General features: G+C 60.4%; 13 protein-coding genes. 10 read left to right on the top strand and 3 right to left on the bottom strand.

The genetic code is table 11. The features are described from left to right. Nucleotides 1-326 precede the first annotated feature (326 nt). The 6 genes from fadB (at nucleotide 327) to NVV93_RS07500 (ending at nucleotide 7,629) form a co-directional block, all read left to right on the top strand. Complete coding sequence (gene fadB / locus NVV93_RS07475) at nucleotides 327-2,474, top strand: fatty acid oxidation complex subunit alpha FadB (protein ID WP_258253799.1); 2,148 nt, start codon at nucleotides 327-329, stop codon at nucleotides 2,472-2,474. 30 nt (nucleotides 2,475-2,504) lie between these two features. Next, a complete protein-coding gene (gene fadA, locus NVV93_RS07480) occupies nucleotides 2,505-3,680 on the top strand; it encodes an acetyl-CoA C-acyltransferase FadA (RefSeq protein WP_258253800.1) in 1,176 nt (391 codons plus the stop codon). 86 nt (nucleotides 3,681-3,766) lie between these two features. Further along, the gene (locus tag NVV93_RS07485) at nucleotides 3,767-4,003 is read left to right on the top strand and encodes a DUF1653 domain-containing protein (RefSeq protein ID WP_119894099.1); all 237 of its coding nucleotides are present in this window, start codon (nucleotides 3,767-3,769) and stop codon (nucleotides 4,001-4,003) included. A gap of 112 nt (nucleotides 4,004-4,115) precedes the next feature. Next, entirely contained in the window at nucleotides 4,116-6,725 is a 2,610-nt protein-coding gene (gene topA, locus NVV93_RS07490) for a type I DNA topoisomerase (protein WP_258253801.1), read from the top strand. 76 nt (nucleotides 6,726-6,801) lie between these two features. Beyond that, nucleotides 6,802-7,323: a DUF6586 family protein gene (locus tag NVV93_RS07495; RefSeq protein WP_258253802.1), complete on the top strand. Its 522-nt coding sequence runs from the start codon at nucleotides 6,802-6,804 to the stop codon at nucleotides 7,321-7,323. Nucleotides 7,324-7,395: 72 nt separating this feature from the next. Further along, nucleotides 7,396-7,629 carry a hypothetical protein gene (locus tag NVV93_RS07500; RefSeq protein ID WP_258253803.1) on the top strand — a complete coding sequence of 78 codons (234 nt, stop codon included), beginning with the start codon at nucleotides 7,396-7,398 and terminating at the stop codon, nucleotides 7,627-7,629. A 93-nt stretch (nucleotides 7,630-7,722) separates the two neighbouring features. Here NVV93_RS07500 and sulA read toward each other — a convergent pair whose 3' ends face one another. Then, on the bottom strand, nucleotides 7,723-8,193 hold the full coding sequence (gene sulA / locus NVV93_RS07505; protein WP_258253804.1) for an SOS-induced cell division inhibitor SulA: 471 nt from the start codon (nucleotides 8,191-8,193) through the stop codon (nucleotides 7,723-7,725). A gap of 10 nt (nucleotides 8,194-8,203) precedes the next feature. Further along, nucleotides 8,204-8,812, bottom strand: coding sequence for a transcriptional repressor LexA (lexA, locus tag NVV93_RS07510; RefSeq protein WP_258253805.1), 609 nt, complete (start codon nucleotides 8,810-8,812; stop codon nucleotides 8,204-8,206). A gap of 193 nt (nucleotides 8,813-9,005) precedes the next feature. Between lexA and NVV93_RS07515 the strand changes: the two genes are divergently transcribed. From NVV93_RS07515 to NVV93_RS07530, 4 genes are read left to right on the top strand one after another with little or no spacing between them, the layout of a single operon-like run. Next, a complete protein-coding gene (locus NVV93_RS07515; RefSeq protein ID WP_258253806.1) occupies nucleotides 9,006-9,707 on the top strand; it encodes a TetR/AcrR family transcriptional regulator in 702 nt (233 codons plus the stop codon). Between the two features lie 46 nt (nucleotides 9,708-9,753). Continuing rightward, nucleotides 9,754-10,278, top strand: coding sequence for a L,D-transpeptidase (locus NVV93_RS07520; RefSeq protein ID WP_258253807.1), 525 nt, complete (start codon nucleotides 9,754-9,756; stop codon nucleotides 10,276-10,278). Nucleotides 10,279-10,299: 21 nt separating this feature from the next. Next, entirely contained in the window at nucleotides 10,300-11,298 is a 999-nt protein-coding gene (gene nagZ, locus NVV93_RS07525; RefSeq protein ID WP_258254309.1) for a beta-N-acetylhexosaminidase, read from the top strand. A gap of 10 nt (nucleotides 11,299-11,308) precedes the next feature. Continuing rightward, complete coding sequence (locus NVV93_RS07530) at nucleotides 11,309-12,049, top strand: S-methyl-5'-thioinosine phosphorylase (protein WP_258253808.1); 741 nt, start codon at nucleotides 11,309-11,311, stop codon at nucleotides 12,047-12,049. 4 nt (nucleotides 12,050-12,053) lie between these two features. Here NVV93_RS07530 and NVV93_RS07535 read toward each other — a convergent pair whose 3' ends face one another. Continuing rightward, nucleotides 12,054-14,705, bottom strand: a complete 2,652-nt coding sequence (locus NVV93_RS07535) for a DEAD/DEAH box helicase (RefSeq protein WP_375162912.1) — start codon at nucleotides 14,703-14,705, stop codon at nucleotides 12,054-12,056. Nucleotides 14,706-14,707 lie beyond the last annotated feature (2 nt).

Below are 14,707 nucleotides of genomic sequence, written 5' to 3' on the forward strand. Positions count from 1 at the left end.
TGGAGAGGATAATTGGCGACCTTTATACGATGCTATTAGTTGGGCGGGGCGGTCAGCACTCTCCGTGGTCATACAGGTCACTGCTTTGGGTGGGCGCTAATTGACAACCGGGCGCTTTTCCACGAATGTGTGCGCACCCAATCAAACGGGCGTATGAAATGAGTGTTTGCCTGCGTGCGACGCCGTTTCAGCCGTAACCCGAATATCGCGTCGGCGGGTGTGCCGGGCTCATCGGGGCTATCCTCGAAGGCTCTGCAATGGGGTTGCCCCGTTGCTTCAGGCGTCTGACGTGTACTGTTCAGCTTCCATACCGTGGAGATCAGTTGATGATTTACGAAGGTAAAGCCATCACGGTTAAGGCTCTTGAGAGTGGCATCGTCGAATTGAATTTCGACCTCAAGGGTGAGTCCGTCAACAAATTCAACCGTCTGACCCTGGCCGATCTGCGCCAGTCGGTAGACGCCATCAAGGCCGACGGTTCGATCAAGGGCGTGATTGTCACCAGTGGCAAAGACGTGTTCATCGTCGGCGCCGATATCAGTGAATTCACTGAAAATTTCAAGCTGTCGGATGAAGAGCTGGTTGCGGGTAACCTCGAAGCCAACAAGATCTTCAGCGACTTCGAAGACCTCAATGTTCCGACCGTAGTCGCCGTCAACGGCATCGCCCTCGGTGGCGGTTTCGAGATGTGTCTGGCTGCGGATTACCGCGTCATGGCCGAGCGTGCCGTGGTTGGTCTGCCTGAAGTCAAACTGGGCATCTATCCCGGTTTCGGCGGCACCGTGCGCCTGCCGCGCGTGATCGGTACCGACAACGCCATCGAGTGGATTGCTTCCGGTAAGGAAAACAAGGCCGCCGACGCGCTGGTAATTGGCGCTGTGGATGCAGTGGTCAAGGCCGACAAACTCAAGGAAGCCGCTCTGGACCTGGTCAAGCGCGCCATTTCCGGCGAGCTGGATTACAAAGCCAAGCGTCAACCGAAGCTGGAAAAGATCAAGCTCAATGCCATCGAGCAGATGATGGCGTTCGAAACCTCGAAAGGTTTCGTCGCCGGCCAGGCGGGCCCGAACTACCCGGCGCCGGTCGAAGCGATCAAAACCATTCAGAAAGCCGCCAACTTCGGTCGCGACAAAGCGCTGGAAGTGGAAGCCAATGGTTTCGTCAAACTGGCCAAGACTTCGGTCGCGGACAGCCTGATCGGCCTGTTCCTGAACGATCAGGAACTGAAGAAAAAAGCCAAGCAGCACGACGAAATCGCACGTGATGTGAAGCTGGCCGCCGTACTGGGTGCTGGGATCATGGGTGGCGGTATCGCCTACCAGTCCGCGTCCAAAGGCACGCCGATTCTGATGAAGGATATCCGTGAAGACGGTATCCAGATGGGCCTGAACGAAGCATCCAAGCTGCTCGGCAAGCGTGTCGAGAAAGGCCGCATGACTCCGGCGAAGATGGCCGAAGCCCTCAACGCCATTCGCCCGACCATGTCCTACGGTGATTTCGGCAACGTCGACCTCGTCGTCGAAGCCGTGGTCGAGAATCCGAAGGTCAAGCAAGCGGTGCTGGCTGAAGTGGAAGGCGTGGTGGGTGAGAACACCATCCTCGCATCCAACACTTCGACCATTTCCATCAGCCTGCTGGCCAAAGCCCTCAAGCGTCCGGAAAACTTCGTCGGCATGCACTTCTTCAACCCGGTGCACATGATGCCGCTGGTTGAAGTTATTCGCGGCGAGAAGTCCAGCGATGTGGCCGTGGCCACCACCGTTGCCTACGCCAAGAAAATGGGCAAGAACCCGATCGTGGTCAACGACTGCCCGGGCTTCCTGGTCAACCGCGTACTGTTCCCGTACTTCGGCGGCTTCTCCAAGCTGCTGTCCTTCGGTGTCGACTTCGTGCGCATCGACAAGGTGATGGAGAAGTTCGGCTGGCCTATGGGCCCGGCTTATCTGTCCGACGTGGTCGGTATCGACACCGGCCATCATGGCCGCGACGTCATGGCTGAAGGCTTCCCGGACCGTATGGCCGTGGAAGGCAAGACGGCCGTCGACGTGATGTACGAAGCCAATCGTCTGGGTCAGAAAAACGGCAAAGGTTTCTACGCTTACGAGATGGACAAGCGTGGCAAGCCGAAGAAAGTGCAGGATCCAGCCGCCTACGAGCTGCTCAAGTCGATCGTCACCGAACAGCGTGAAGTGACCGACGAGGACATCATCAATTTCATGATGATTCCGCTGTGCCTGGAAACTGTTCGTTGCCTGGAAGACGGCATCGTCGAAACCGCTGCCGAGGCCGATATGGGCCTGATCTACGGCATCGGCTTCCCGCTCTTCCGCGGTGGTGCACTGCGTTACATCGACAGCGTCGGTGTAGCCGAATTCGTCGCCCTGGCCGACAAATATGCCGAGCTGGGTGCGCTGTACTACCCGACCGCCAAGCTTCGCGAAATGGCCAAAAACGGCCAGAAGTTTTTCGGTTAATCGCGGAACGAACAGAGCGAGAGTGAATTTATGAGCCTGAATCCTAGAGATGCAGTCATTGTCGACTTCGGTCGTACCCCGATGGGTCGTTCCAAAGGCGGCATGCACCGCAACACCCGTGCCGAGACCATGTCGGCGAACCTGATCAGTGGCGTCCTGGCCCGCAACACCAAGCTAGACCCGGCTGAAGTGGAAGATGTGATCTGGGGCTGCGTCAACCAGACCCTGGAACAAGGCTGGAACATCGCGCGCATGGCGTCGCTGATGACCCAGATTCCACACACGGCCGCCGGTCAAACCGTCAGCCGCCTGTGCGGTTCGTCGATGAGCGCGCTGCACACTGCCGTGCAAGCGATCCAGACCGGCAATGGCGACGTGTTCGTCGTCGGCGGCGTGGAGCACATGGGCCACGTCGGCATGATGCATGGCGTCGATCCGAACCCGCACCTGTCCCTGTACGCCGCCAAGGCTTCGGGCATGATGGGTCTGACTGCGGAGATGCTTGGCAAGATGCATGGCATCAGCCGCGAGCAGCAGGACGCGTTCGGTGAGCGTTCGCACCGTCTGGCACACAAGGCCACCGTCGAAGGCAAGTTCAAGGATGAAATCATCCCGATGCAAGGCTACGACGAGAACGGCTTCCTCAAGGTGTTCGACTTCGACGAGACCATCCGTCCGGAAACCACCCTGGAAAGCCTGGCTGCGTTGAAGCCGGCGTTTAACCCGAAAGGCGGCACCGTGACTGCGGGTACGTCCTCGCAGATCACTGACGGCGCTTCCTGCATGATCGTGATGTCCGCTCAGCGCGCTCAAGACCTCGGCATCCAGCCGCTGGCCGTGGTGCGGGCGATGGCCGTGGCCGGTGTCGATCCGGCGATCATGGGTTACGGCCCGGTACCGTCCACCCAGAAGGCGCTCAAGCGCGCTGGCCTGACCATGGATAACATCGATTTCGTTGAGCTCAACGAAGCCTTTGCTGCCCAGGCTCTGCCGGTTCTGAAGGACCTGAAGCTGCTCGACAAAATGGAGCAGAAGGTCAACCTGCATGGTGGCGCTATCGCCCTGGGTCACCCGTTCGGTTGTTCCGGTGCGCGTATCTCCGGTACCCTGCTGAACGTGATGAAGCAGAACGGTGGTACTTTCGGCGTGTCCACCATGTGTGTGGGCCTCGGCCAGGGAATCACCACCATCTTCGAGCGCATCTAACGCGCAACGAGGTGTGAAAGCCGGGGCCGAGTGCCCCGGTTTTCATTTCTGCTCGTTTTTAATATTCCGCCGTTTGGATACTCAGCATGTCATTGCAGCCCGGTCTATATCGTCATTACAAGGGCCCCGAATACCGCGTCATCGGTACCGCGCGCCATTCCGAAACCGAGGAAGAGCTGGTGGTTTACCAGGCGTTATATGGCGAGTACGGCTTGTGGGTGCGGCCGCTGAGTATGTTCTGCGGGACCCTGGAAGTGGACGGTTGCACCATTCAGCGCTTTGCTCTGGTACAAGCCGAACCTGACTTGTTCGCGCGGCCCTGAGAGTCGACCGGGCAAGCCCTGCGCTTGACCTTGCCTCAGTCGCCACTATATATAGCGGTGCCGCTTCAGACACCCCGCCTTTAATTTCTTAAATTCAGGAACTTTCCGATCCATGGGCAAATCGCTGGTCATCGTGGAATCCCCGGCCAAGGCCAAGACCATCAACAAGTATCTGGGTAACCAGTACGTGGTGAAGTCGAGCATCGGCCATATCCGTGACCTGCCTACCAGCGGTTCGGCCAGTGCCAGCAAAGAGCCAGCCAAGCGCGGCAAGGCTGCTGCAGGCGAGGCACCGGTGCTGTCGCCCAAGGAAAAAGCCAAGCGCCAGTTGTTCACGCGCATGGGCGTCGATCCCGAGCATGGCTGGAAAGCCAAGTACGAGATCCTGCCTGGCAAGGAAAAGGTGATCGAGGAATTGCGCCGCCTGGCCAAGGATGCCGACACCATCTATCTCGCAACCGACTTGGATCGCGAAGGGGAGGCCATCGCTTGGCACCTGCGCGAAGCCATTGGTGGCGATGACAGCCGCTACAAGCGCGTGGTGTTCAACGAAATCACCAAGAAGGCGATCCAGGAAGCGTTCTCGCAACCGGGCGAGCTGGATATCAACCGGGTCAATGCCCAGCAGGCGCGACGCTTCCTCGATCGCGTGGTGGGCTACATGGTTTCCCCTCTGCTGTGGCAGAAGATCGCCCGCGGCCTTTCCGCCGGCCGCGTGCAGTCGGTAGCGGTGAAGCTGGTCGTCGAGCGCGAGAAAGAAATTCGCGCGTTCGTGCCTGAGGAATACTGGGAGATCCATGCGGATCTGGGCACGGCCAAGGGCGCCAACGTGCGCTTCGAAGTCGCTCGGCAAAATGGCGAAGCCTTCAAACCGCTGAATGAGTCTCAGGCCACCGCCGCGCTGGAGAAGCTCAAGGCGTCCAGCTATAGCGTGATCAAACGCGAAGACAAGCCGACCAGCAGCAAGCCTTCCGCACCTTTTATCACCTCCACGTTGCAGCAAGCGGCGAGTAACCGCCTCGGCTTCGGCGTGAAGAAGACCATGATGATGGCCCAGCGTCTCTATGAGGCCGGCTATATCACCTATATGCGTACCGACTCGACCAACCTCTCGGCCGATGCCGTGAGCATGGTGCGTGACTTCATCGAGGGGGAGTTCGGCAAGAAATACCTGCCCGCTAACCCGAACGTGTACAGCAGCAAGGAAGGCGCGCAGGAAGCGCACGAAGCGATTCGCCCGTCCGACGTCAACCTCAAACCGACCCAGTTGACCGGCATGGAGCGCGATGCCGAGCGCCTGTACGACCTGATCTGGCGCCAATTTGTCGCTTGCCAGATGCCACCGGCGGAATATCTGTCCACCAGTGTCAGTGTTAAGGCCAGTGAATTCGAATTGCGCGCCAAAGGCCGCATCCTCAAGTTCGACGGTTATACCCGTGCCTTGCCGCAGCAGAGCAAGCCTGGCGATGACGACGTGCTGCCAGAAATGGATCAGGGCGAAGCGCTCAAACTGCTCAAGCTCGATCCCAGTCAGCACTTCACCAAGCCGCCGGCGCGTTACTCCGAAGCTAGCCTGGTCAAGGAGTTGGAAAAGCGCGGCATCGGTCGCCCATCGACGTACGCGGCAATCATCTCGACCATTCAGGATCGCGGTTATGTCGCGGTGCAGAATCGCCGTTTCTATTCCGAGAAGATGGGCGATATCGTCACCGAGCGCTTGAGCGAAAGCTTCTCGCACCTGATGGATTACGGCTTCACCGCCGGCATGGAAGAGCATCTTGACGACGTCGCCCAAGGCGAGCGTGACTGGAAGCATGTGCTCGACGAGTTCTATGGCGACTTCAAGAAGAAGCTTGAACTGGCGGAAACCAGCGACACCGGCATGCGTGCCAATCAGCCGACGTTGACCGACATCGCCTGTAAGGATTGTGGTCGGCCGATGATGATTCGCACCGCTTCCACCGGCGTATTCCTGGGTTGTTCGGGTTATGCGTTGCCGCCGAAAGAGCGCTGCAAGGCGACTGTCAATCTGATCCCGGGCGATGAAGTTGCGGCGGATGACGAGGGTGAATCCGAGTCGCGCGTGCTGCTCGGCAAGCATCGTTGCCCGATCTGCAGCACGGCGATGGATGCCTATCTGCTCGATGAGAAGCGCAAGCTGCATATCTGCGGCAACAACCCCGATTGTGCGGGTTACGAAATCGAAGAAGGTCAGTACCGCATCAAGGGTTATGAAGGCCCGAGTCTGGAATGCGACAAGTGCGGTAGTGCAATGCAGTTGAAGACCGGGCGTTTCGGCAAGTTCTTCGGTTGCACCAATACCGAGTGCAAGAACACCCGCAAACTGCTGAAGAGCGGTGAAGCTGCGCCACCGAAGATCGACCCGGTCAAAATGCCGGAGCTCAAGTGTGAAAAGGTCAACGACACCTACGTGCTACGAGACGGGGCTTCCGGTTTGTTCCTGGCGGCCAGCCAATTCCCGAAGAATCGGGAGACGCGGGCGCCATTGGTACTGGAACTGATCCCGCATAAAGATGAGCTGGATTCGAAGTACCACTTCCTCTTGGAAGCGCCGAAAAAAGATCCGGAAGGGCGACCGGCAGTCATCCGCTTCAGCCGCAAGACCAAAGAGCAATACGTGCAATCCGAGGTCGATGGCAAGCCGACCGGTTGGCGTGCCTTCTACAGCAATGGCGCCTGGAAAGTCGAAGACAAGCGCTAGACGCTATCGGATAAACGCGCGTTGAGGCTTTGCCCGCGCGCGTATAGTGAATGCCTCTACTTGGAGGGCGCTGCAGATGGCCCATGAGTTGTATACCCGCACTAACCAGAAACTGTATTTCGCAGGCCTGGCGCTGAATAGCTGGCGGCAGGCGCAAGAGGGGCGGGCAATGAATGCCCAGGCCCTGATTCATGCCGAGCGCGAAGCATCGCTGTTCCATCTATACGGCGCGTTGCTTGGCCTGTGTCATGAGATTGCCGGTTACTACCGGTTGCCGCAGAGCCATGTGCCACGTGCCGAGCTGTTTCTGACGTCCGAGGTGCTGAATCAGGCACCGAGTCCGGAACTGGCTGAATTGGTAGAGCTCGCGCAGCAGTCGGAAACGTGGCTGGCGCGGCTGTTGGCTGCCTATGCGGCTTTGTTCCAGCCTCCGCATGAGCCTAAAAAGACCAAGGTTGATCCAACGTTGCCGCTGATCACTGCGGTTAGCTTGGAAGACGAGGCGCCCCCGGCCTTGGCCCTCGAAGAGCTGGAAGAATGGCGTCAGCAGCTGAAAATCCTGGCGCTGCGGTTTCGTGAGTCCCTCAGTGAATGCTGAGCCACTCGGCGTACGGACTAGGGAAGAGCCTCGTTCGGCTGATACAATTTCGGCCTTTTTTCGGAGGTTCTGATGTCGACATCCTTTCTTGAAATCGTAGAACTACCCGATGGTCGTATCGCCCTGCGTCGCGCCGAAGACCAAGAGGCGCTGGTAACGCTGGATTTTTCCGGCGATGCGAAAGCTTTTCTGCAGGGACATCACATCGAAGTGGCCAAGGCGATGCTGAATGTCGGCTTGCAGATGGCCGGGCGATTGGCCGAAGGTGATTTCGAGCGCGATGAAGGTCCGCATGTACTGCATTGAGCATGCACAAGTGTCGGGTGACTGGCGTTAATTTTTGGCGTAAAGAGGGTGGCACATCCTTGTGCCGGGGGAGGCCGAGCTCTCGGCTTTTCGTTAGCCCAGACTGATATTCAGACTTTGCGCGCCACCTTGGCGGGCGGCGGCGGCCAGTTGCTGGCGCGCGGGGCTGTGAAGCGGGTGTAACCAACTGACCACGGTGTGGCTGCGGCCCAGGCGCAATGCCTCGCAGGCCAGCTCCAAGGCGTTCTGTCCGTGGCCCGGCTGTAGAATCAGAATGCGTTCACGATTCAGGCCCGCATCGCGCAGCCAGGCTTGAGTGAGGCTGACCGGTGGTGCAATCAGCGTTAGCCACCGGGCATCCAGATTTTCACTCAGCTCTCGCAGGATCGGGGCGAGCAGATGCAAGCGGTTGCCCACCGCGCCGCGCAAAGACATCTCGCTGAACGTGTCCGGTTCATCGATCCAGACATTAGTAATTTCATCAGGTAGAGGTGCTGCCGGTTGCGCCAGAAAGGCGTCAAACAGCGGTAGCTGGGTACGACTGAGCGACTGCGGGAACTGCATAAAGCCTCCTCTAGCGGCGTATTACGCCGACACTCAAACCTTCGATGACTAGCTCCTGGGTTTCCAGATCCACTTCGATGGGCGCGAACTCAGGATTTTCCGCGATCAACCAAACTTTATTGCCTTCACGCTTGAAGCGCTTCACCGTCACCTCGTCATCCAGACGGGCAACGACGATCTGGCCGTTACGCGCTTCGCGAGTGGTGTGTACAGCGAGCAAGTCGCCGTCGAGAATGCCGATGTCTTTCATGCTCATGCCGCGAACCCGAAGCAGATAGTCGGCGGCCGGCTGGAAGAAGGTGGGATTGATTCGACACGCGTCTTCGACATGCTGTTGGGCGAGCATTGGGGCGCCAGCCGCTACACGGCCGATGATAGGCAGGCCTTCTTCCTCGCTGTTGGGCTCGAAGCCGGGGATGCGGATGCCGCGTGAGGCGCCTGGGGTCATCTCGATAGCGCCCTTGCGGGCCAGTGCCTTGAGATGTTCTTCGGCGGCATTGGGCGATTTGAAACCAAGTTCCTGGGCGATTTCGGCGCGCGTTGGCGGGTAGCCGTTATCTTCCAGGCAACGCTTGATGAACTCGAGAATCTCGGTTTGGCGTGGCGTTAGTTTCAGCATGTCGGGAGCGCTCTGTCTTTTTATACAGTGACTGGGATTATATACAGTGAAAAGCGCTTGGCAATCCCTTGCCAAGAGATGGTTTTTAGGAATTTTGTTATATGCGCGTGTGCATGGCGCCCGTATGCCGCCTTGACAAGCGCAGCGCCCGCTACGTATGTTTCAAACAAGTGTTTGTTAGGGTGTGAATGGCATGGCCCAGTCGGAAACCGTCGAGCGCATTCTCGACGCAGCAGAACAGTTATTCGCGGAAAAAGGTTTCGCTGAAACCTCTTTGCGTTTGATCACCAGCAAAGCCGGAGTCAATCTGGCGGCGGTGAATTATCACTTCGGCTCCAAAAAAGCGCTGATTCAAGCCGTGTTTTCACGCTTCCTCGGGCCTTTTTGCATCAGTCTCGAGCGCGAACTGGACCGCCGCCAAGCCCGGGCCGAAAAAGTCACTCTCGAGGAAATGCTCGAGATGGTGGTCGAGCAGGCGTTGGCGGTGAAACCGCGCAGCGGCGATGACCTTTCGATCTTCATGCGGTTGCTCGGATTGGCCTTTAGCCAAAGCCAGGGGCACTTGCGGCGTTACCTGGACGATGTCTACGGCAAGCTATTTCGTCGTTATCTGTCGCTGGTTCAGGAGTCGGCGCCGCGGATTCCGCCGGTGGAGTTGTTCTGGCGTATTCACTTTATGCTCGGTGCGGCGGCGTTCAGCATGTCTGGCATCAAGGCATTGCGCGCAATCGCCGAGGAGGATTTCGGCGTCAGTACCTCCATCGAACAGGTGATGCGCCTGATGGTGCCTTTCCTGGCGGCAGCGATGCGGGCAGAGACGGGAATTGCCGATGAGACATTGGCCAACGCGCAGTTGAAACCACGCAGCAAGGCGGCCGCGCCAGCCAAGGCATGATGTTCGCGATGGGCGCGGCTGAGCTGATCGGCTAAGCTTGGCGCCCATGCCATCCCTCGATTTTCTGCACATTTCAATTGCTGACCAGTGCCTCTACGGCTTTGCCGAAGGGCGCCTGTTGCTGCGTCTGCCGGTTTCCACTGCGTTGAATGGCGTTGGCGAACTCAACGGCTCCGGCTGCACGCCCCGTGGGCGGCATCAAGTGCGTGCGATGATCGGCGCGGGCTTGCCAGAGGGCGCCGTGTTGCGCGGTCGGCGCTGGACTGGCGAGGTCTGGTCGACGGCGCTGAGCGAGCAGTTCCCCGGTCGTGACTGGATACTCACGCGGATTCTCTGGCTCAGCGGCTGCGAGCCTGGTCGCAATCGACTCGGTGCGGTGGATACGTTTCGTCGCTATATCTATCTGCATGGCACGCCGGACAGCGAACCCTTGGGCGTTCCGCTGTCACATGGATGCATTCGTTTGCGGAATGCCGATCTGCTCAAGCTCTTCCCGCGTGTACCCGTTCACTGCGCCGTACAGATTGAAGAAGCGTCGTGCCCGCAGTGGGCTGCGATCGAACTCGTTTAAGGATTTTCTATGACTTCAAGCCTGCAAGGCTCATTGATGCTGGATGTCGGCGGTACTTGGCTGACTGCTGAAGACCGGCAGATTCTTCGACAGCCGCAAGTCGGCGGATTGATTCTGTTCGCCCGCAACATCGAGCATCCGCGCCAGGTGCGCGAGTTGACGGCGGCGATCCGTGCGGTGCGCCCCGAGCTGTTGTTGGCGGTGGATCAGGAAGGCGGACGGGTGCAGCGGTTGCGCCAAGGTTTCGTGCGGCTGCCGGCGATGCGGGCGATCGCCGATAACGTCGATGCCGAGGTGTTGGCCGAGCACTGCGGCTGGCTGATGGCGACCGAAGTGCTGGCGGTCGGTCTCGATCTCAGTTTCGCGCCAGTGCTCGATCTCGACTACCAACGTAGCGCGGTGGTCGGTAGCCGTGCATTCGAGGGCGACCCGCAGCGCGCGGCGGCACTTGCCGGGGCGTTTATCCGCGGCATGAACGCTGCCGGTATGGCGGCGACGGGCAAGCATTTCCCTGGACATGGGTGGGCTGAAGCCGATTCCCATGTTGCCATCCCGACCGACGAGCGCAGCCTGGAACAGATTCGCGCCAACGACTTGCAGCCGTTCGCGCTGCTCAGCCAGCAGTTGGCGGCGGTGATGCCGGCGCATGTCATCTATCCGCAGGTGGATGCGCAGCCGGCCGGCTTCTCACGGCGCTGGCTGCAGGACATCCTGCGCGGCGAGCTGGGCTTCGATGGCGTGATTTTCAGCGATGACTTGTCCATGGCCGGCGCTCATGTGGTCGGTGATGCCGCCAATCGCATTGAGGCGGCACTGGCTGCGGGTTGTGACATGGGCCTGGTCTGCAATGACCGCGCGGCGGCCGAACTGGCGCTCAGCGCGCTGCAACGTCTGGATGTCCAGCCGCCGGCCCGCTTGGCGCGGATGCGTGGCCAGGCCGTTGCCTCTACGGAATATCGCCAGGATCCCCGCTGGCTGGCGGCTACTGGCGCCTTGCGGGCTGCCCAATTGATCGATTGAGGTTCCCACCATGACAGTCCACGCGATTATCGGCGGTACCGGTCTGACCCAGCTGGAAGGCTTGACCATCACCGCCGCGCTGAACGTCGATACGCCGTATGGCGCGCCATCGGCGCCGTTGCTGCGCGGTGACTTCGCCGGTCGTGAGGTGTTGTTCGTTGCGCGCCACGGCCATCCCCACCGGATTCCGCCGCACCAGGTGAATTACCGCGCCAACCTGTGGGCGCTCAAGCAGTGCGGCGCGCAGGCGGTGTTGGCGGTCAATGCAGTGGGTGGAATTCACAGGCAGATGGGGGCGGGGCATTTGTGTGTGCCGCATCAGCTCATCGATTACACCTTCGGCCGCGAGCAGACCTTTTTTGAAGGGATTCTCGATCACGTCACCCATGTCGATTTCAGCTATCCCTACGACGAGCCGTTGCGCCAGCGCCTGATCGACGCGCTGCGCGCCGAGCAATTCGCTCACAGCGAGCGCGGCGTGTACGCCTGCACCCAAGGTCCGCGCCTGGAGACGGCGGCGGAGATCGACCGACTGGAGCGCGATGGCTGCGATATCGTCGGCATGACCGGAATGCCGGAAGCGGCGCTAGCGCGCGAATTGGAACTGCCCTACGCGTGCCTGGCGTTGGTGGTCAATCCGGCAGCGGGACGCTCTTCCGGACTGATCAGCATGGCTGACATCGAACGAGCCCTGGGCGACGGGATCGACCAGATCAAGGCCGTTCTGGGCAGGGCGCTGAGCGCCGCTTGAGTCGCTAGCTGTTCGCGCGCGCGCTGGCCGTGCCAGGCAGTGGGGCGAGCAGGGCATCGATATCACCGGGTTGGATCTGCCAGTCGGAGCTGGCATCGCCACTCAGTACTCCAGCGGCCAGGGCGGCCTTGTGCTGTTGTAGCTGCTGGATCTTTTCTTCGACCGTGCCGCGAGCAATCAATTTGTAGACGAATACCGGCTTGGTCTGGCCGATCCGGTAGGCGCGATCGGTAGCCTGGTTTTCCGAAGCCGGATTCCACCACGGGTCGTAGTGGATCACGGTGTCCGCCGCGGTTAGATTGAGCCCGGTGCCGCCCGCCTTCAGGCTGATCAGAAACAGCGGCACCTCGCCCTGTTGGAAGCGTTGCACCGGGGTGCGCCGATCCCGCGTGGCGCCGGTGATTTGCACGTAAGTCAGCCCACGCCGCTGCAGCTCCTCCTCGATCAGAGCCAGCATTGAGGTGAACTGCGAGAACAGCAGGACGCGGCGGCCTTCGGCGAGCAGTTCGCTGAGCATCTCCATCAAGCTATCGAGTTTGCTCGAATGACTGCCGGCCTTGCGCCGTGGCGCGTCCTGTTTGACCAGGCGCAGGTCGCAGCAGACCTGACGTAGCTTGAGCAGCGCGTCGAGAATCACTACCTGGCTGCGGGCCAGGCCCTTGCGCTGGATTTCTTCGCGGACCTTGCGATCCATGGCCAGCCGCACCGTTTCATAGACATCACGTTGCGCTTCGCTGAGTTCGATCCACTGGACGATTTCGCTTTTGGCCGGTAATTCCTTGGCCACCTCTTCCTTGGTGCGGCGCAGCAGAAACGGTTTGATCCGCGCCTTCAGATGCACGAGGCGGGCGTGATCGCCGTGCTTTTCGATGGGCGTGCGGTAGTCGCGGGTGAACTGTTTACTGTCGCCCAGCCAGCCGGGCATGAGGAAATGAAACAGCGACCAGAGTTCGCCGAGATGATTTTCCAGCGGCGTGCCGGTCAAGCACAGGCGCTGCCGGGCGTTCAGCTCGCGTGCCGCATGGGCCGCCTTGCTGGTGGGGTTTTTGATGAACTGCGCTTCGTCGAGAATCAGCACGTGCAGGGGTTGCTCACGCAGCTGCTGAATGTCGCGGGGGAGTAGTGCATAGGTGGTGAGAAGCAGGTCGTAGTCGCCCAGACGAGCAAAGTCCGTGTGTCGCTGCGGGCCTTGCAGGGTCAGCACGCGCAGCTGCGGGGCGAAGTGCGCGGCTTCGTCTTGCCAGTTGGGAATCAGGCTGGTGGGCATGACCACCAGCGCCGGTCGATCGAGGCGCCCGGCCTGCTTTTCGACGAGCAGATGCGCCAGGCTTTGCAGGGTTTTACCCAGCCCCATGTCATCGCCCAGCACGCCGCCGGCACCCAACTCGCGCAGGATCTGCATCCAACTCAGGCCTTCTAGCTGGTACGGCCGCAAGGTCGCGTTCAGACCTGCCGGGGGCTGAACGACGTTACGCGCGCTCTCGTGCAGCTTGTGGGCGAACTCGCGTAGTTGTTCGCCGCCACGCCACTCCAGTTCCAGGCCTTCCAGACCGCTCAAGCGCGCGGCGTCTGGTGCGGCGAGGCGCAGATTGGCGCCCGGCGGTTGATCGCGCAGATACAGCTCGCCCAGCGTGGCGAATACCGGCTTGAGGCGCGCGAAGGGCAGCACCACCTGCAGCGGTTGACCGTCCGCCGAGCGCTGCGCGTCGAGCTGCACATGAAGCATTTCGTCATCGCCGCGCAGGGCCAGGCTTTCCGCGCTGAGCAGTTCGGGTGTGCTGCGGATCAGGCGCAGCAGCACTGGTAACAGGCTGATGCGCTGACCTTCGACGACGATGCCCAGCTCGAGGTCGAACCAGTCGTGCTCGGGAGATTCATCGAGATCGGCGTACCAGGTATCGATCGGACTGAGATCGAAGCTGAAACTAGGGCTGATCTCGATCTGCCAACCCTGCTCACGCAATACCGGCAACTGCTGCTGAACGAAGTGCAGCCAGGCGTCTTCACCCGGCAGCTCGAACATTTCTGCCGAGTCGGGTGGCAGGGCTTGGCTTTGCCGCAGGGCGACGCGAAAGCCGAGTTGCTGCAGGGTGTTACGCAGCGCTTGCTCGGCCTGGGGATGACGGACGATGCAGAGCGTTTCGCCGTCCACGTTGCGGCGGATCGTCGCGTCCTTGGATTTACCGTGTGCCCGGTAGTCCGCATAGTCGAACGCCAGGCCCGCGCGGTGCTGCTGACTGCGTTGCATGCGCCGGCTACGCAAGTCGTATTGGGTATGCAGCAGGCTGCCGAGACTCAGCACCGGCGCCGGTTGTAGATCATCGATGCGCCGCTCCGGCAGGCCGGCGGTGGCCGGCTGCTCGGATGTTTGCTGCAGCTCCAGTAACACCGCGGCGACATGCTTGCAGTTGTAGCCGACCGGGCAAGTGCAGAAGCCAATCACCGGATCGCTGGGGTATTGCAGGCGGATGCGCTGGCGGTAGAGCTGATCGCCCGAGCCCAGACAGCTGGCGATCAGTTGCCCGTCGCGCAGCTCGGCAAAGCGCGGGTGGCCTTGGTTCGCGTAGCCGACGCCGCGCTGCAGGGTCGCGGCGTCGAAGGCGTCGGTCCACGGCAGGCTGCGCAGACGTGCGACGAACGCCGCCAGAGTGTCCATCG

Source organism: Pseudomonas sp. LS44, assembly GCF_024730785.1.
GTDB lineage: Bacteria > Pseudomonadota > Gammaproteobacteria > Pseudomonadales > Pseudomonadaceae > Aquipseudomonas.